The 15,453-nt window shown below is 71.8% G+C and carries 15 protein-coding genes; 4 read left to right on the top strand and 11 right to left on the bottom strand.

Going from position 1 to position 15,453, the window contains the following annotated elements; all coding sequences use genetic code 11:
* Positions 1-18: 18 nt before the first annotated feature.
* Together EL245_RS03110 and EL245_RS03115 are read left to right on the top strand one after the other, a co-directional pair.
* Positions 19-921 (top strand): ABC transporter ATP-binding protein, encoded by a 903-nt coding sequence (locus EL245_RS03110; protein WP_126381820.1) that lies wholly within the window; start codon positions 19-21, stop codon positions 919-921.
* Positions 918-2,612, top strand: a complete 1,695-nt coding sequence (locus tag EL245_RS03115) for a hypothetical protein (RefSeq protein ID WP_126381821.1) — start codon at positions 918-920, stop codon at positions 2,610-2,612. Before EL245_RS03110 ends, EL245_RS03115 begins: the two co-directional genes overlap by 4 nt.
* Here EL245_RS03115 and EL245_RS03120 read toward each other — a convergent pair.
* The 11 genes from EL245_RS03120 to EL245_RS03170 all read right to left on the bottom strand — a co-directional run bounded on the left by EL245_RS03120 (position 2,606) and on the right by EL245_RS03170 (position 12,272).
* Positions 2,606-4,135, bottom strand: a complete 1,530-nt coding sequence (locus EL245_RS03120; protein ID WP_126381822.1) for a polyamine aminopropyltransferase — start codon at positions 4,133-4,135, stop codon at positions 2,606-2,608. The two genes, EL245_RS03115 and EL245_RS03120, sit on opposite strands and share 7 nt — an antisense overlap.
* A 73-nt stretch (positions 4,136-4,208) precedes the next feature.
* Entirely contained in the window at positions 4,209-4,463 is a 255-nt protein-coding gene (locus tag EL245_RS03125; protein WP_126381823.1) for a DUF350 domain-containing protein, read from the bottom strand.
* 35 nt (positions 4,464-4,498) lie between these two features.
* The gene (locus EL245_RS03130; RefSeq protein ID WP_161512794.1) at positions 4,499-5,203 is read right to left on the bottom strand and encodes a DUF4178 domain-containing protein; all 705 of its coding nucleotides are present in this window, start codon (positions 5,201-5,203) and stop codon (positions 4,499-4,501) included.
* On the bottom strand, positions 5,200-5,547 hold the full coding sequence (locus EL245_RS03135) for an S-adenosylmethionine decarboxylase family protein (RefSeq protein ID WP_126381824.1): 348 nt from the start codon (positions 5,545-5,547) through the stop codon (positions 5,200-5,202). The genes EL245_RS03130 and EL245_RS03135 overlap by 4 nt, the downstream gene beginning before the upstream one ends.
* A gap of 83 nt (positions 5,548-5,630) precedes the next feature.
* Positions 5,631-6,005, bottom strand: a complete 375-nt coding sequence (locus tag EL245_RS03140) for a metal-sulfur cluster assembly factor (protein ID WP_126381825.1) — start codon at positions 6,003-6,005, stop codon at positions 5,631-5,633.
* A 67-nt stretch (positions 6,006-6,072) separates the two neighbouring features.
* Positions 6,073-6,540, bottom strand: coding sequence for a Fe-S cluster assembly sulfur transfer protein SufU (gene sufU, locus EL245_RS03145; protein ID WP_126381826.1), 468 nt, complete (start codon positions 6,538-6,540; stop codon positions 6,073-6,075).
* Positions 6,541-6,542: 2 nt separating this feature from the next.
* A complete protein-coding gene (locus tag EL245_RS03150; protein WP_126381827.1) occupies positions 6,543-7,874 on the bottom strand; it encodes an aminotransferase class V-fold PLP-dependent enzyme in 1,332 nt (443 codons plus the stop codon).
* A gap of 68 nt (positions 7,875-7,942) precedes the next feature.
* Entirely contained in the window at positions 7,943-8,692 is a 750-nt protein-coding gene (gene sufC / locus EL245_RS03155) for a Fe-S cluster assembly ATPase SufC (RefSeq protein ID WP_126381828.1), read from the bottom strand.
* Between the two features lie 119 nt (positions 8,693-8,811).
* A complete protein-coding gene (sufD, locus tag EL245_RS03160) occupies positions 8,812-10,044 on the bottom strand; it encodes a Fe-S cluster assembly protein SufD (RefSeq protein WP_126381829.1) in 1,233 nt (410 codons plus the stop codon).
* Between the two features lie 60 nt (positions 10,045-10,104).
* Positions 10,105-11,541, bottom strand: coding sequence for a Fe-S cluster assembly protein SufB (gene sufB / locus EL245_RS03165; protein ID WP_126381830.1), 1,437 nt, complete (start codon positions 11,539-11,541; stop codon positions 10,105-10,107).
* Positions 11,538-12,272, bottom strand: coding sequence for a helix-turn-helix transcriptional regulator (locus EL245_RS03170; protein WP_126381831.1), 735 nt, complete (start codon positions 12,270-12,272; stop codon positions 11,538-11,540). The genes sufB and EL245_RS03170 overlap by 4 nt, the downstream gene beginning before the upstream one ends.
* Positions 12,273-13,231: 959 nt before the next feature.
* Between EL245_RS03170 and EL245_RS03175 the strand changes: the two genes are divergently transcribed.
* Together EL245_RS03175 and EL245_RS03180 are read left to right on the top strand one after the other, a co-directional pair.
* Positions 13,232-14,203 (top strand): GAD-like domain-containing protein, encoded by a 972-nt coding sequence (locus EL245_RS03175; protein WP_126381832.1) that lies wholly within the window; start codon positions 13,232-13,234, stop codon positions 14,201-14,203.
* Positions 14,204-14,367: 164 nt separating this feature from the next.
* Entirely contained in the window at positions 14,368-15,429 is a 1,062-nt protein-coding gene (locus tag EL245_RS03180; protein ID WP_164719447.1) for a polymorphic toxin type 15 domain-containing protein, read from the top strand.
* The last annotated feature ends 24 nt before the right edge of the window (positions 15,430-15,453 follow it).

Here is a 15,453-nt window from a genome sequence, read left to right on the forward strand (position 1 = left end):
ACACCCGAGCCTGGGGGCATGAGAGGACACGAGGGACCCGCCGTCGAGGTCGACGACCTGGTCAAGACCTTCGGCCGCCTGCGCGCCGTGGACGGGCTGAGCCTGAGGGTCGAGGCAGGTGAGGTCCACGGATTCCTCGGCCCCAACGGAGCGGGCAAGTCCACCACGATCCGGGTCCTGCTGGGCATGTACCACCGCGACGGCGGCACGGTCCGCGTCCTTGGCCACGACCCGGCCGACGGAGCCGGCGCCGTGACGAGGCGCACCGCCTACGTCCCCGGCGACGTCGCCCTGTGGCCCCACCTGACCGGCGGCCAGACCCTCGACGCCCTGGCCGCCCTGAGGGGCGCGCGCGACCGGCGCCGCGAGGCAGAGCTCATCGAGGCCTTCCGCCTGGACACGTCCAAGCCGGTACGCACCTACTCCAAGGGCAACCGGCAGAAGGTCGCGCTGGTGGCCGCCCTGGCCGCACCCTGCGACCTGCTCGTCCTGGACGAGCCCACCTCGGGCCTGGACCCCCTCCAGGAGGAGGTCTTCATGGGCGCCGTGCGCCGCGTCGCCGAGGACGGGCGCACCGTCCTGCTGTCCAGCCACGTCCTGGCCGAGGTGGACCGCCTGTGCCGGACCGTCACCATCATCAAGGACGGCAGGACCGTCGAGTCCGGCCTGCTGACCGAGCTGCGCCACCTGCGGGCCTCGCACCTGACCTTCCGGCTCCCTGACGGCGTCGGGCTCACCCTGCCGGAGGAGGTCGACGCACCCGTGGAGCGGGCCGACGGCGCCACGGAGGTCTCGGTCCCGGCCCGGTGGGTCCCCGAGGTCCTGCGCGTGCTGCTGGGGGCGCGGGCGTCAGAGATCACCTGTGTACCCGCCTCCTTGGAGGACCTGTTCCTGCGGCACTACGAGGCCACGGCACGATGAGCACGAAGAGCACCTCACCGAGGTCCCCCGCTCCGCCGTCAGCACCGTCCTCAGCGCCCGAGGCCGCGAGGCCGGCAGCGGCTCTCGCCACGGTCGGGCGCGTGGCCCGCATCGGCCTGGGCGAGCAACGGACCTGGTTGACGGCCCTGCCGGTGGCGGTCGGCCTCCTGACCGCGGTCCTGGCGCCGAGCTACGGGAGCACCTACGCCACTGCGGCGGACCTGGCCCGTGCCGTGGCCTCCGCGCGTCTCAACACGACCTCGACCTTCCTGTACGGCACCCTGCCCGAGGGCGCCGACGTCGTGCAGCTCACGGTGTGGGAGCTCGGGGCGCTGACCTGCCTCGTCCTGGGCGTCGTCATCGTCCTGCGCGCCGTGGCCGCCTCGCGCGCCGCGGAGGAGGCGGGCCGAGCCGAGACGCTCCGGGCGGTGGGGGCCGGGGCCGTCACGCAGCTGGCGGGCTCCGCCCTGGTCCTGGGAGTGCAGTGCCTCGGGCTGGGAGCGGGCGCCGGTGCAGGCCTGCTCACCCTGGCGCGGGCCGGCACCGCCGACGCGCTCGCCTACGGCGCCGCGGTGGCACTGACCTGTGCGCTGGCGGCAGCCGGCACCCTGCTCGTCTGCCAGCTCCTGGCCGACGCCACGGCGGCACGTGGCGCCTGCCTGGTCCTCATGGCCCTGCTCTTCGCCTGGCACGGAGCCGCGTGCGCCGAGGGCTGGGGCTGGGCAGGGGCCTGCTTCCCCTTCTCGCTGCGCGGTGAGGTCGATCCCGGCGGTCTCAACGACCTGGCTCCGCTGGCCGTGGCCGCCCTGGCCCTGGCGGCGCTCCTCGTGGCGGCGGGCTCGGCAGCGGCGGCACGGGACCTGGGTGCAGGACTGGTGCGCCCTCCTCGGCGCACCCCGCGCCCGCTCAGGGTGCGCGGCCCCCTGACCCTGGCGGTGCGCCTGTGCCGGTACCAGGCCCTGGCCTGGGCCGCCGGGACGGCGGCGGCCAGCGCGGTGCTGACGACCATGGGCCAGGACGTGGTCACGACGGCGCGCCAGGGCGGCCTCGAGGGAGGGTCCCTGGGATCGCTGCTGAGCGGGGAGGACCCCGGCACCTCCTTCCTCAGGTACATCGGGACGCTGGTCGGGTGCCTGGCGGCCTCCCAGGCCGTGGCCCTGTGCGGGCGCCCGGTCGCCGACGAGCGCGCCGGCCGGCTGGAGGCCCAGCGCGCCACCGGCACGGGCAGCGCCCGCATCCTCGTCTCGTGGTGGGGCGTCGGTGTTCTCGCCGCGGGAGTGACGCTGGCGGTCTCGACCATGACAGCCGGGTGGGCCGGAGTGAGGGTCCTGGGCACGAGCTGGGCCGACGCCGTCCGGCTCGTCGGCGGGCAGCTGCCCGCCGCCCTGGCCGCGGCCGGGGTGACGACCCTGCTGTGCGGGACGTGGCCGCGTGGCCGGGCAGCGGCCTGGGCACCTGTGCTCATCAGCCTTGGCATCGCCCAGCTCGGCGGCGTCCTCGACCTGCCGCAGGTCCTGCTCGACGCTGCTCCGCTGGCGCAGGCGGGTGAGCGCTCGAGCCTGTGGCTGGCCGGCTGCGGCCTGCTCGGCGTCGTGCTCGGCGGAGTCGGGATCGGCCGTCGCGACCTGTGGGTCGACGGCGTGGAGGCCCGTGCGCCCGCAGACCGCCTCCGTGGCGCACACGGTCAGTAGTACCTCCACTGGGACATGTCCTCGTTGTAGGTGCGCACGATCCTGGGGTTGAGGAGGGTAGAGGGCTCACTGGGCGTCGTCGGGGCCGGGTGGTCGAGCACGATGAAGCGCAGGAGCTCGGCGCTCTGGTACCTCAGGCCATCGGGAAGGTGGCCGGCCAGGAGCGCGTCGGGGCTGGAGGTGGCCAGCACGAAGCCCCACTCCCCGAAGGACGGGACGTTGACGCTGAAGGGGTGGATCTGCCGGTCGGGCTGCCCCGCGGCGACAGTGGACGCCACCATCGAGAAGGCGTTCGGAGTGAAGTAGGAGGAGGTCGCCTGGGTGACCATGACGCCGTCGGGAGCCAGGAGGGCGTCGATCTGACGGTAGAACTCCACGGAGTAGAGCTTGGCCAGCCGTTCGTTGGAGGGGTCGACCAGGTCGACCAGGACGACGTCGTAGAGCCCCGGGTCATGGTCAGCGGTGAAGCTGAAGGCGTCTGCGTTGACCACCTCGACCCGCTGGTCGGACAGGGAGTCGTCGTTGTGCCGGCGCAGGTGCGGGTTGGTCCGCGCCAGCTCGGTCATGCGCGGGTCGATGTCGACCACGGTGACATGCTCCACCCCCGGGTAGCGCAGGACCTCACGAGCGGCCAGCCCGTCCCCGCCACCCAGGATGAGCACCCGGGCCGGGGCCCGCACCGAGGTCATCGCGGCTGCCGAGATCGTCTCGTGGTAGCGGGCCTCGTCGAGGCTGGAGAACTGCAGCTGCCCGTTGAGGTAGAGGCGCATGTCCTCGCCGTAGCTGGTCAGGACGATCTTCTGGTACTCGGTCTGCTCGTAGTAGACCACCGGGTCGCTGTAGGTCCGAGAGTCGATGCTCCGCTCCAGGTGGCTGGCCCCGACGAACAGGGCCAGCAGGAGCAGTGCCGCCGCCACTCCCCCGTACAGGACCTTGCGCGGGGCGTCGACCTGGAACAGCACCACCATGGCCACCAGGACGTTGAGCGCCCCCACGAGATAGGCCCCGCGCATGAGCCCCAGCTGAGGAAGGAGCACGAGCGGGAAGACGAGGGAGGCTACCAGTGCCCCGAAGTAGTCCAGTGCGAGGATCCTGCTGAGCAGCTCGACCGAGGAGCGCCGCCCGAAGCTCTGGAAGGTCTTGACCAGCAGGGGGATCTCCAGGCCGATGAGCACGCCGATGGCGAGGCTGGCTCCCGTGAACACCCACCAGTGCAGGTCGGTCAGACCGAAGGCGGCGTAGAGGACGAGCACCGAGTTGCCTCCCACCAGGCCGAGCAGGATCTCGTTGACGGCGAAGACGACCGCCGCGTTGCCGCGCACGCGGGCAGCCGCGAGCGATCCCACGCCCATGCCGAACAGGGTGATGCCGGTGGCCAGGCTGAAGCTGAGGACCGAGTCGCCGATGAGGTAGGAGGCTGCCGTGCCCAGGATCAGCTCGTAGATCAGCCCACCGACCGCGGCCAGGAGCGCCGCGGCGAACAGGGCGGCGGCCTCACGCTGCCGCCCGGCGCCACGGGACATCACGGAGCCCTTCACCGCGCCCCGGGGGCCTGGTCGTCGCACAGGAGAGCAATGACCGCTGGTGCGTGCACGATCAGCCGACGACCGTGGCCGCGATGATGAGGGCGATCGCCACCGCGGTCCCGGCGAAGGCCACACCCAGGCCCGTGTTCTGGTCCTCGATGAGCTCGCGGCGCAGGTCCAGCCGGAACACGGTGTTGACCACCCAGGCGAAGAGCATGAGCAGCGCCACCCCCAGGACCGCGTAGACGACGGTGGCCAGCAGGGTCTGCCAGTCCAGCCCCGAGCCGCCGACCGTCTCCTGCGCCACAGCCGTGATCGTCCTCATCGTCCTCATCCTTCTTCCTCCTCGTCGTCAGTTCGCTACTTGCCTACTCCGCCGCCGCCACCGCCGTACACCGGGCGGGTCGTCCCGGCGCAGTCCTCCTCGCCCTCCTCGCAGCGCCGCTCCTGGTCACACCCCCGGGGCATGGCGCCCGCCACCACGACGGTGACCAGGCCCAGCGCACTCAGCACGACGGCACGCGGCACACCGGGCGGGGAGATCACCTTGCCGAACATGCGCCTCTGGGCAGCCGACTTGAGGCGCTGCTTGCGGTAGGACAAGAGTCCCCTCCTGCCGAGGCGGTCGATCGTGACAGCGGTCCTCCTGCCGGCGGCGTCGGTGAGCACGAAATCGGCGTAGTCCAACTGCTGACCCCGTTTCAGACGGCATGTCGTCCTGCCCAGGATCCGGTCGAGAGTGCCCCGACCGACCTCAGTCACCCGGGCGTCGTACACGATGCCTCCGCTGACGAGCGTGTAGTGCTGCCCGACGACGACGGTGCGCGGATCGAGGAGCTCCGCGAAGTGCATGGGCTCGTAGAGGAAGACGGCACCATCGTCGTGATCGACCTCGACCCACGTGTCGCCGTGGTGCGTTCCTGACAGCTGCCACTCCTCCCAGGTGTAGAACTTACGGTCCTCGTCATCCCACAGCAGGAAGAGCAGGCAGCCTTCGACGCGCAGGGACCGCTCCCGGCCCTGGACCACCTCACCGACCGTGAGCCGGGCTCGCGTGCTGCTCACAGCTCCACCGCCGCGTGGGTGACCGCCCGGGCGCCCAGGAGGCGCGCTGCACAGGACCCGATGGCGTCGACGACTCCCACCTCGATCCGGCGGCAGCTGGTCAAGGTGAGGTACGCGGTGCCGGTCTCGGGCCAGGAGTGGATCGCCACGTGGGACTCGGACAGGACCAGGACGGCGCTGACCCCCTGGGGAGCGAAACGGTGCTCGACGGCGGCGACCACGGTCAGCCGGGCAAGGTCGGCCGTGTCCTTGAGAAGGGCCGTGATCGTCGAGGGGTCGTCGAGCCGGTCGCAGGGGGCACCCTCGATCCTGTATGTGACCGACCAGATGCCTCGCGAGCGCATGACCCAACGATAGCGATGCCGCTCACTGCGGAGAAACCATGACGACGGGGAGGGCTACCCGCCGTCACCCCGGCGCCGGGGCCTCAGACGTTGAAGCCCAGTGCCCGGAGCTGCTCGCGGCCCTGGGGGGTGATCTTGTCCGGCCCCCACGGCGGAAGCCAGACCCACTGGATGCGCACCGCGTCGGTCAGGTGGGCCAGGGCCTGCTGGGCCTGCTCCTCGATGACGTCGGTGAGCGGGCAGGCGGCGGTGGTGAGGGTCATGTCGAGCACGGTGGTGCCGTCGGGCTCGATGGACACGCCGTAGAGCAGGCCGAGGTCGACGACGTTGATGCCCAGCTCGGGGTCGATGACGTCGCGCAGGGCCTCCTCGACGGCGGCGGCGTCGAGCTCCGCCGGCTGCGGCACGGCGTGGCGCGCCGCCATCGGGTTGTCGAGGTCCTCGGGGTTGGTGCTCATGGCTCCTCCTTGGTCAGCGGGTGTGGGGCGGCGGTCGGGGGCGGGTTGGCTCTCGGTCGGTGCCGGGTCAGGGGCGCTCGACCGCCGGCAGCGCCCGCCCCGACTTGGCCAGGGCGTCCTTGAGGGCCATCCAGCCCAGGAGCGCGCACTTGACTCGGTTGGGGTACTTCGAGACGCCCTCGAAGGCGGCGGCGTCCTGGAGCTCGTCGAGGACGTCGTCCTCGACGCCCCTGCCCCGGGAGTGCATGAGGAGGTGGAAGTCCTCCTCCAGACGCGCCACCGTCTCCAGGTCCGCCCCGTCGACGAGGTCGTGCATGACCGAGATCGAGGCCTGGGAGATCGAGCAGCCCTGGCCCTCCCAGCCCACTGCCTCCAGCCGGTCACCGACGACCCGCACCCCGAGGGTCACCTCGTCTCCGCAGGTGGGGTTGACCTGGTGCGACACTCCGTCGGGGGTGTCGAGGGCGCCGGCGCCGTGCCGCTCGCGGGAGTGGTCGAGGATCACCTGCTGGTAGAGCTGGTCGAGCTCGTTCATGCTCATCTCCGGAAGTAGGCGCGGACGTCGGCCACGGCGGTCAGGAAGCGGTCGATCTCCTCCAGGGTCGTGGTCGGTCCGAAGGATACGCGAGAGGAGGACGGCGTCCCGAAGTGGGCGTGGACCGGCTGGGCGCAGTGGTGGCCGGTGCGTACCGCCACGCCCACCGAGTCGAGGTACTGGCCGACGTCGTGGGGGTGGACGCCCTCGACGGTGAAGGACACGACGCCGAGCCGGTCGTGGAGGTCGAGCGGGCCCAGGACGCGCAGGCCGCTCACCTGCTCCATCCCGGCCAGCAGGTGGGCGGTCAGGGCCTGCTCGGAGGCGTGGAGGCGGTCCATCCCGATGCCTGCGAGGAGCTCGACGGCGACCTGCCAGCCGGCGGCCTGGGCCAGGGGCTGGCTGCCCGCCTCGAAGCGGGAGGGCCCTGCCATGTAGGTCGAGGACTCCATGGTGACGACCTCGATCATGGACCCGCCGGCGAGGACCGGAGGCATGGCGGCCAGGAGGTCCTCGTGGGCCACGAGCGCCCCGACGCCGGTGGGGCCGAGCATCTTGTGGCTCGACAGGACGACGGCGTCGACTCCTGCTGCGTGCAGCGCAGTGAAGTCGAGGGGTAGGTGCGCGGCGGACTGGCAGGTGTCGAGCACGACGAGGGCCCCGGCGGCTCTGGCCGCCGGCAGCACCTGCTCGAGGGGGGTGACCGCACCGGTCACGTTCGAGGCGTGGGTGAGGGCGACCACCCGGCAGCGCTCGGTGATGACCCCGGTGGTGGCGGGGTCGATACGGCCCTCGGGCGTGAGGTCGAGCCAGCGCAGGCGGGCGCCGGTGCGGGCGCACAGCTCCTGCCAGGGCACGAGGTTGGCGTGGTGCTCGGCGCGGGAGACGACGACCTCGTCCCCGGGGGCCAGGCGCAGCCGGCTGCTGGCCCCCTGCTCCCCCGTGCCCCGGTCGGCGGGGCGTCCGAGGCTGGCGTGCCCGATCGACAGGGCCAGGAGGTTGAGGGCCTCGGTGGCGTTCTTGGTGAAGACGAGCTGGTCGGGGCGCGCCCCGACGAAGCCCGCCACCGCGGCGCGGGCGTCCTGCCACGCGGCGGTGGCCTCGTCGGCGAGCTGGTAGGTCGAGCGTCCAGCGGCTCCGTTGGAGCCGCGGTAGAACTCGGCCTCGCGGGCGATGACCGCCTCGGGCTTCTGGGAGGTGGCCGCCCAGTCGAGGTAGGCCAGCGCTCCGCCGTGGCGAGCGGGTCGCTCGAGGTAGGGGAAGGCGGCGCGCAGCGCGTCGACCTCTGCGGGGGCCAGAGGCTGTGCCGGGTGGGCGGGGAGCGGTGCGGTCATCGGTGTGCCTCCCTGGACGGGTGTGGTTCGTGGGCTCGTCGGACGCGTGGGAGCGGCCGAGCGCGCACTCAGGCCAGGAACCGGTCGTAGCCCTCGTTCTCGAGGCGCTCGGCCAGGTCGGGCCCGCCCTCCTCGGCGACGCGGCCGTCGACGAGGACGTGGACGAAGTCGGGGGTGATGTAGCGCAGGATGCGCGTGTAGTGGGTGATGACGACGAAGCCGGCGTCGGACTCCTCGTGGAGGCGGTTGACTCCCTCGGAGACGATGCGCAGGGCGTCGACGTCGAGCCCGGAGTCGGTCTCGTCGAGCACGGCGAAGCGCGGGCGCAGCAGCTCCATCTGGAGGATCTCGAAGCGCTTCTTCTCCCCGCCGGAGAAGCCGGTGTTGACGTCCCTCTGGGCGAAGGAGGGGTCCATGCGCAGGCGCTGCATCGCCTCGTCGACCTGACCGACCCACTGGCGGACCTTGGGGGCTTGGCCGTCCAGGGCGGTCTTGGCGGTGCGCAGGAAGCTGGCGACGCTCACCCCGGGGACCTCCACCGGGTACTGCATGGCCAGGAAGAGACCGGCCCGGGCGCGCTCGTCGACGCTCAGCTCGAGCAGGTCGACGCCGTCGAGCAGGACCTGGCCGTCGGTGATCTCGTAGTCAGGGTGCCCGGCGATCGCGTAGGCCAGCGTGGACTTGCCTGATCCGTTGGGGCCCATGATGGCGTGGACCTGCCCGGAGCCGACCGTGAGGTCGACGCCCTTGAGGATCGGCTTGGGGCCGTCGTTCGTGGCGACCTGGACGTGGAGGTTGGTGATGCTCAGCGTGCTCATCGATGCTCTTTCAGCGAGGGTCCGGCGGGAGGTGCCGGCGGTGACGGTGTGGCAGGTGGTGGCGGCGGTCAGTTCCGGAGGCGCGGGTCGGTGCCCGTGGGGCGCCCGCGCGCACCGGGTCAGGCGGGGTCCGGGGCGGAGCCGGGTCGGAGGAGGCCGGCGACCTCGAGCTCGGCCTCGATCGCGGACATGAGCCGCTCCTCGACCTCGGGGACGTCGATCTCGGCGATGATCTCGTTGAAGAAGCCCAGGACGACGAGACGACGGGCCTCGGCCTCGGGGATCCCCCGGGAGCGCAGGTAGAACAGCTGCTCGTCGTCGAAGCGCCCGGTGGCGCTGGCGTGCCCGGCACCCTCGATGTCGCCGTTCTTGATCTCGAGGTTGGGCACCGAGTCGGCCTTGGCGCCCTCGGTGAGCACGAGGTTGCGGTTGAGCTCGTAGGTGTCCGTGCCCCGGGCGCCGGAGTCGATGAGGCAGTCGCCCACCCACACCGCGTGGGCGCGCTCCCCCTGGAGGGCACCCTTGTAGGTGACCCGCGAGTAGCAGCGCGGCTCGGTGTGGGCGACGTAGGGGCGGTGCTCCTGGTGCTGGCCGGCGTCGGTGAAGTACACCCCGTAGGCGTCGACGCGCCCTCCCTCACCGGAGAAGCCGAGGTCGGGGCAGATGCGCACGTCCCCGCCCAGGGAGACGACGACGTGCTTGAGCGCCCCACCGGCGGCCACCTCCGCACGGTGGTTGGCGGCGTGGACCGCCTCGTCGTCCCAGCCCTGGATCGACACGACGGTCAGCTCGGCACCGGGGGCCACCGAGATCTCGACGGTCTGGGTCAGCGCGGCGTCGCCGGTGTGGTCGATGACGACCGTGCCCACCGACCCCTGACCGGCGAGGATGACGAGGTGCTGGGCGACAGGGCCCTCGTCCTGCCCGCCACCGAGCACACCGACCCGGACGGCGCGCTCGGTGCGGGTGCCGGCGGGCACGGTGACGACGGTCGCCCGCTGGACCGCAGCCCAGGCCACGACGCCGGTGCGGTCCACCGGAGCGCCGACGGCCCCGACGCGGGGGCCGTCACGATCGACCGTCTCGACCTCGACGCCCGCCGGGGCGTCGACCGAGACGCTCAGGGCGCCGGCCCCCGTGCCGGCGGACACGGCCTCGAGGTCGAACAGGGGGGCGAAGCGGCGCACGGGGGTGAAGCGCCACTCCTCCTCGCGCCCGCGCGGCACCGGGATGTCGGCGGGATCGAAGGACGTGGGGCGCTCGGCCCGGGAGGAGACGTACCTCGGCGCGGCGCCGTGGGAGTGGTCTGCCTCCAGCCTCGCTCGCGAGTGGTCGGTGGACAGGTCAGGCATAGGGGTGCTCCTGTGCCGGGAGGTCCCGGCGTCGTCGGGTCGGTGGGCGGGGCGGCTGGCTCAGCCCACCGAGTTCTCCATCTGCAGCTCGATGAGGCGGTTGAGCTCCAGGGCGTACTCCATGGGCAGCTCGCGGGCGATGGGCTCGACGAAGCCGCGCACGATCGTGGCCATCGCCTCGGTCTCGCTCAGACCACGCTGCATGAGGTAGAACAGCTGGTCGGCACTCACCTTCGAGACGGTGGCCTCGTGGCCCATCTCGACGTCGTCGGTGCGCACGTCGACGTACGGGTAGGTGTCCGAGCGGGAGATCTCGTCGACGAGCAGGGCGTCGCACAGGACGTTGGACTTGGAGTGGCGCGCGTTGCGCATGACCTGGACCAGGCCCCGGTACGCCGAGCGGCCGCCGTCGCGGGCGATGGACTTCGAGACGATGTGGCTTGAGGTGCGCGGCGCCATGTGGACCATCTTGGCGCCGGTGTCCTGGTGCTGCCCCTCCCCCGCGAAGGCGATGGACAGGGCCTCCCCGCGGGCGTGGGGCCCCATGAGGTAGACCGCCGGGTACTTCATGTTGCGCTTGGAGCCGATGTTGCCGTCGATCCACTCCATCGTGGCGCCCTCGGCGCAGGTGGCGCGCTGGGTGACGAGGTTGTACACGTTGTTCGACCAGTTCTGGATCGTCGTGTACCGCACGCGTGCGTTCTTCTTGACGATGATCTCCACGATGGCCGAGTGGAGGGAGTCGGTGGAGTAGATCGGGGCCGTGCACCCCTCGACGTAGTGGACGTAGGAGTCCTCGTCGGCGATGATGAGGGTGCGCTCGAACTGGCCCATGTTCTCGGTGTTGATCCGGAAGTAGGCCTGCAGCGGGATCTCGACGTGGACCCCCTTGGGCACGTAGATGAAGGAGCCGCCCGACCACACGGCGGTGTTGAGCGCGGCGAACTTGTTGTCCCCCGCGGGCACGACCGTGCCGAAGTACTCCTGGACGAGCTCGGGGTACTGGCGCACCGCGGTGTCGGTGTCGACGAAGATGACACCCTGCTCCTCCAGGTCCTCACGGATCTGGTGGTAGACGACCTCGGACTCGTACTGGGCCGCCACGCCCGCGACAAGGCGCTCGCGCTCGGCCTCGGGGATGCCGATGCGGTCGTAGGTGGTCCGGATGTCCTCGGGCAGGTCGTCCCAGGAGGTGGCGGGGCGGTCGGTGGAGCGCACGTAGTACTTGACGGCGTCCATGTCGAGGCTCGACAGGTCCACTCCCCAGGTGGGCATGGGCTTGCGCTCGAAGATGTCGTAGGCCTTGAGCCGCTTGGCGAGCATCCACTCCGGCTCGCCCTTGATCGCTGAGATCTCCCGCACGACCTGCTCGTCGAGACCCCGCTTGGCGTTGGCCCCGGCCTCGTCGGAGTCGTGCCAGCCGAATCCGTAGGTCGTCGGGATCGAGTCGATGATCTCGTCGTCGCTGCGCACGGTGTCGGTGGCTGGTGAAGTCATCGGGTTCCTTCCGGTCGCTGGGGCGTACGGCCCCGCGTGTGGGCTGCGGCCCGCGCTGCGCGCTTGCGCAGGGCGGGCATGGCGATAGGGACGTGGGTGGTGCACACGTGCTCGCCCCCGGCCAGGGTGGCCAGACGCTGCACGGGCACGCCCAGGAGCCGGGAGAACGCCTGGGTCTCGGCATCGCACAGCTCGGTGAACTGGCCGGCGACGTCGCGCACCGGGCAGTGGCCCTGGCACAGCTGGACAGCGTAGGTGCCGTCCCCGACGTCGCGCACGGTCGCGGCGTAGCCGTCCATCGTCAGGGCGTCAGCCAGGGCACGGGCGCGGTCGGAGGGGTCCTTGCCCGCGGCCTCGACCACGGGCATGTACCGCCGCTCGAGGTCCCGCCCGCGCGATGCCGCGAAGGAGTCGACGGCGCGCTCCCCGGCCACCTGGGAGAGGTAGGCCAGGGCACGCCCGGCCAGCTCGGCGTATCCGTCGGCGTAGGTCGAGCGGGCGGCGGCGGTGGCGACGTAGTAGCGTGCCGGGCGGCCCCTGCCCCGCTTGCCGGTGCCCGAGGGACTGTGAACCTGGATCTCGTCGCGCTCCTCGAGCACGGTGAGGTGGCGCCGCACGGCTGCGGGGGTCAGGCCCAGCACCTTGGCGAGCTGCGCGGCTGACACCGGACCCTTCTCGACGATGAGGTCGAGGACCCGGGAACGTGTGGAGTCGTCGTCAGACTGGCTCATCACTACTCCTCCCCCGCGTCTCGCTCGCCGCCCCGGTCGGGACCGGGCACCTACTTTAACGAAGATCTTTGTACCCTTATTCGAGGAGGGCAAGTCGAGAGAGGCGTGTATGACGTGGCATCAAGCACGCAGACCAGCCAGAGGTGGCACTTATGAGGCGCTGTGCCCGCCTGTCGGGGCCGAGGCGGCGGCCCGCGCGCCCTGACGTCGCGCACCTCCCGCCGCGGTCGTACCTTCCGCATCGGGTGCGCACCGGGCTGGCGCCGGGTTCGTACCTTCGGCACCGTGTTCGTACCGGGCTGGCGCCGAGTTCGTACCCTCGGCACCGTGTTCGTACCGGGTCGGCGGCGTGTTCGTACCTTCGGTGTCGGGTGCGTACCTTGATCGTGCGCTCTGGACGCACAAGGTACGAACGCGGGCCCAGGCGGGGGCCAGGGCTCCGACTGCGGTCCGGATCCCGCCCCCGATGACGCGCTCCCGGTACCGGGGGCGTACCGGGGTGCCGCCGGGTTCGTACCTTCGGTCTCGGGTGCGTACCTTGATCGTGCGCTCTGGAGGCACAAGGTACGAACGCGGGCCCAGGCGGGGGCCTGGGCTCCGACTGCGGTCCGGATCCCGCCCCCGATGACGCGCTCCCGGTACCGGGGGCGTACCGGGGTGGCGCCGCGTTCGTACCCTCGGCATCGACTTCGTACCGGGCTGGCGCCGCGTTCGTACCTTCCGCATCGGGTGCGTACCGGGGTGGCGCCGGGTTCGTACCTTCGGCACCGTGTTCGTACCGGGTTGGCGCCGGGTTCGTACCTTCGGTCTCGGGTGCGTACCTTGATCGTGCGCTCTGGACGCACAAGGTACGAACGCGGGACCAGGCAGGTCGGGGAGGGCCCGGGGAGGGTCCGGGGCGGGGGTCTGTGCACGCGAGGTGGGGACGTGGGGCGGGGTGGGTGGGTAGGGTGGGTGTCGTGGTTGATCTTCCCTGGGACCTGGAGTGGGTTGAGGAGTCCTTGCAGGACGGGCTGCTGGGTTATCACGGCTATCGTCCGATGGGTGTGGGGCGTCCGGTGTCGGCGGAGCACCTGGAGCGGTTCTCGGGCGTGTTTCCGGAGTCGGTGCTCTACGTGTGGCGGCGTTTCGGTTTTGACGGTTTTGCTCAGGGCAGGTTCTGGATCACCGACCCCTGGGAGTGGGAGCCGGTGGTCGAGGCCTGGCTGGAGGGGATGGCCCTTCCGTTCCCGCCCCAGCGGTGGTGGTGCCTGGCACGCACGGCGATGGGGGCGATGCGCCTGTGGGGTGAGGTCTCGGGCCCGGCCCTGAAGATCACACCGGTCCTGGGGATCTTGTACCCCGATGCGGGCAGTGCCCAGGACATGGCTGACCCGGTGCTGCGTGAGCGCATGGGCTGCAGCGTGTTCAACTCCCCGACCAAGGACTCCTTGGATGACGATGACACCGGTCGGCCGATCGTGGACGGGGTGATCGAGCGGCTGGGCGCGGTGGGTCCTGACCAGGTGGTCGGCTTCGTGCCGGCGTACTGCCTGACCGGTGTCATGACGGTGGGGTCGGCGAGCCTGGAGGAGGCGGTACCCCACCTGGTGTTCCTGGCCCAGGCCCAGGACAAGACCCTGTGGGAGGACTTCTCGGCCGCTGCCGCCCAGGCCGCCGCGGCCATCGCCACCCAGCACCCCAGCCCAGACCTTGACATGGGCACCGGCCCGGGCCCTGAGCCCGAGGCGGGCCCCGGGCCTGGTTCCGAGGCGGGCCCTGAGCCCGAGGCGGGTCCCGGGCCTGGTTCCGAGGCGGGCCCCGTGCCTGGTTCCGAGGCGGGCCCTGAGCCCGAGGCGGGCCCCGTGCCTGGTTCTGAGCCGGGTCCCGGGCCTGGTTCCGAGCCGGGTCCCGAGCCTGGTTCTGGGGCTGGCAGGGGCCCGCGCCTGTGAGCCCGTCCACCGGTGCCGGTCCTGGTCCTGCTTCTGGCGCTGGTTTGGTTGAGGGGGACATGTTCACCTTTGGTCGGGCTGGTGGTCAGCGGGTGCTGGTGTGGGAGGGGGGTGCTGCGGCGCCGGCCAGCTCCCTGGCGTGGCACTGACCGACCCCGGTGGAGGTGTTCTTCCACACCGGTGGCAACCCCGGGCTGCGGGCCCTGTCGGGGGAGTTCACCCGTCAGCTCGATCGTCAGCTCTCGGCCCTGAGCCTGCTCAGCGCCCAGCGGCTGCTCGAGGGCATCCGCGCCTACCGCGCCCAGGGACGCGCCCCAGCCTCCAAGACAGTCAAACGAGCCCGCCAGGACTTCATCGACAAGGTCTCAGGGGACCTGAGAGGGAAGCATGGCTTCTCCCGGTCGAGGGCTCGGGAGGCGGTGGGGCTGGTGGACAAGGCCCTGGTGGTGCTTCACGAGTCCGACCAGGTGACCTACGGGCCGGGTGACCCGGTGCTGATCGGCGGGCTGCCCTCGATGGGAGTCGATCGGGTCAACTCCTCGATCGGGTCCCAGAACAAGAGCGTGGCCGACGTCCTGGAGCAGGCTGTGCTGGCTGTCCCGGTCGAGCGTCGCGCGGGCTGCCGGCTACGCCTCCGGGCGGTGCTGACCGCCTCACGGTCCCTTGCCCGCAACCTGCGTCACGCCCGGGTGGTCCTGGAGGCACGCAGCGCCGAGCAGGTCACGGCTCTGAGTGCCAGGGCCCCGCCGTGGACCCCGGCCACGATCGCCGCTGACGTCGCCGCCGCCCACCACCAGGCCGCGATCCCCGCGTCCACGCCGGCCACGGACCCCGGTCCGGGGGCGCCTCCCGGGGCGGGGAGGATCACGCCCCGCGAGCTCCTGGAGGCGATCACCGGCCGCGCCAAGCCCCACGCCGGGCCCGGGCCCCAGACCCCGCCCCCACCAGCACCCGCCCCAACCATCCCGACCAGGACGACCGTCCCGAGCGGGACGACCGTCTCGACCGTCGCGAGCGGGGCGGGTGGCCCGGGTCCCGTGCGCGCGGCGACCTTCCCCGCCCCGGCGTCCGCTCCGGTCCAGGCGCCTGCCCACGGAACCGGGGCCGCCTCCGCCCGCACACCCCGACAGGTCAAGACCGCTATCACCGCCCGCGCCGCCGCTGCCGGCCAGGATCGCGCCCCGGCGCCACCCGCGCACAGGAAGTCCCCCGGCCTGGACCGATAGCACCCGAGAACCACCCGAGCCCGA

This window comes from Actinomyces howellii (assembly GCF_900637165.1).
Lineage (GTDB): Bacteria > Actinomycetota > Actinomycetes > Actinomycetales > Actinomycetaceae > Actinomyces > Actinomyces howellii.

Excerpts from the sequence above, each read along its gene's own strand:
- EL245_RS03110 (WP_126381820.1), top strand. The coding sequence starts at position 19 with ATGAGAGGACACGAGGGACCCGCCGTCGAGGTCGACGACCTGGTCAAG.
- EL245_RS03115 (WP_126381821.1), top strand. The coding sequence starts at position 918 with ATGAGCACGAAGAGCACCTCACCGAGGTCCCCCGCTCCGCCGTCAGCA.
- EL245_RS03120 (WP_126381822.1), bottom strand. The coding sequence starts at position 4,135 with ATGTCCCGTGGCGCCGGGCGGCAGCGTGAGGCCGCCGCCCTGTTCGCC.
- EL245_RS03125 (WP_126381823.1), bottom strand. The coding sequence starts at position 4,463 with ATGAGGACGATCACGGCTGTGGCGCAGGAGACGGTCGGCGGCTCGGGG.
- EL245_RS03135 (WP_126381824.1), bottom strand. The coding sequence starts at position 5,547 with ATGCGCTCGCGAGGCATCTGGTCGGTCACATACAGGATCGAGGGTGCC.
- EL245_RS03140 (WP_126381825.1), bottom strand. The coding sequence starts at position 6,005 with ATGAGCACCAACCCCGAGGACCTCGACAACCCGATGGCGGCGCGCCAC.
- sufU (WP_126381826.1), bottom strand. The coding sequence starts at position 6,540 with ATGAACGAGCTCGACCAGCTCTACCAGCAGGTGATCCTCGACCACTCC.
- EL245_RS03150 (WP_126381827.1), bottom strand. The coding sequence starts at position 7,874 with ATGACCGCACCGCTCCCCGCCCACCCGGCACAGCCTCTGGCCCCCGCA.
- sufC (WP_126381828.1), bottom strand. The coding sequence starts at position 8,692 with ATGAGCACGCTGAGCATCACCAACCTCCACGTCCAGGTCGCCACGAAC.
- sufD (WP_126381829.1), bottom strand. The coding sequence starts at position 10,044 with ATGCCTGACCTGTCCACCGACCACTCGCGAGCGAGGCTGGAGGCAGAC.
- sufB (WP_126381830.1), bottom strand. The coding sequence starts at position 11,541 with ATGACTTCACCAGCCACCGACACCGTGCGCAGCGACGACGAGATCATC.
- EL245_RS03170 (WP_126381831.1), bottom strand. The coding sequence starts at position 12,272 with ATGAGCCAGTCTGACGACGACTCCACACGTTCCCGGGTCCTCGACCTC.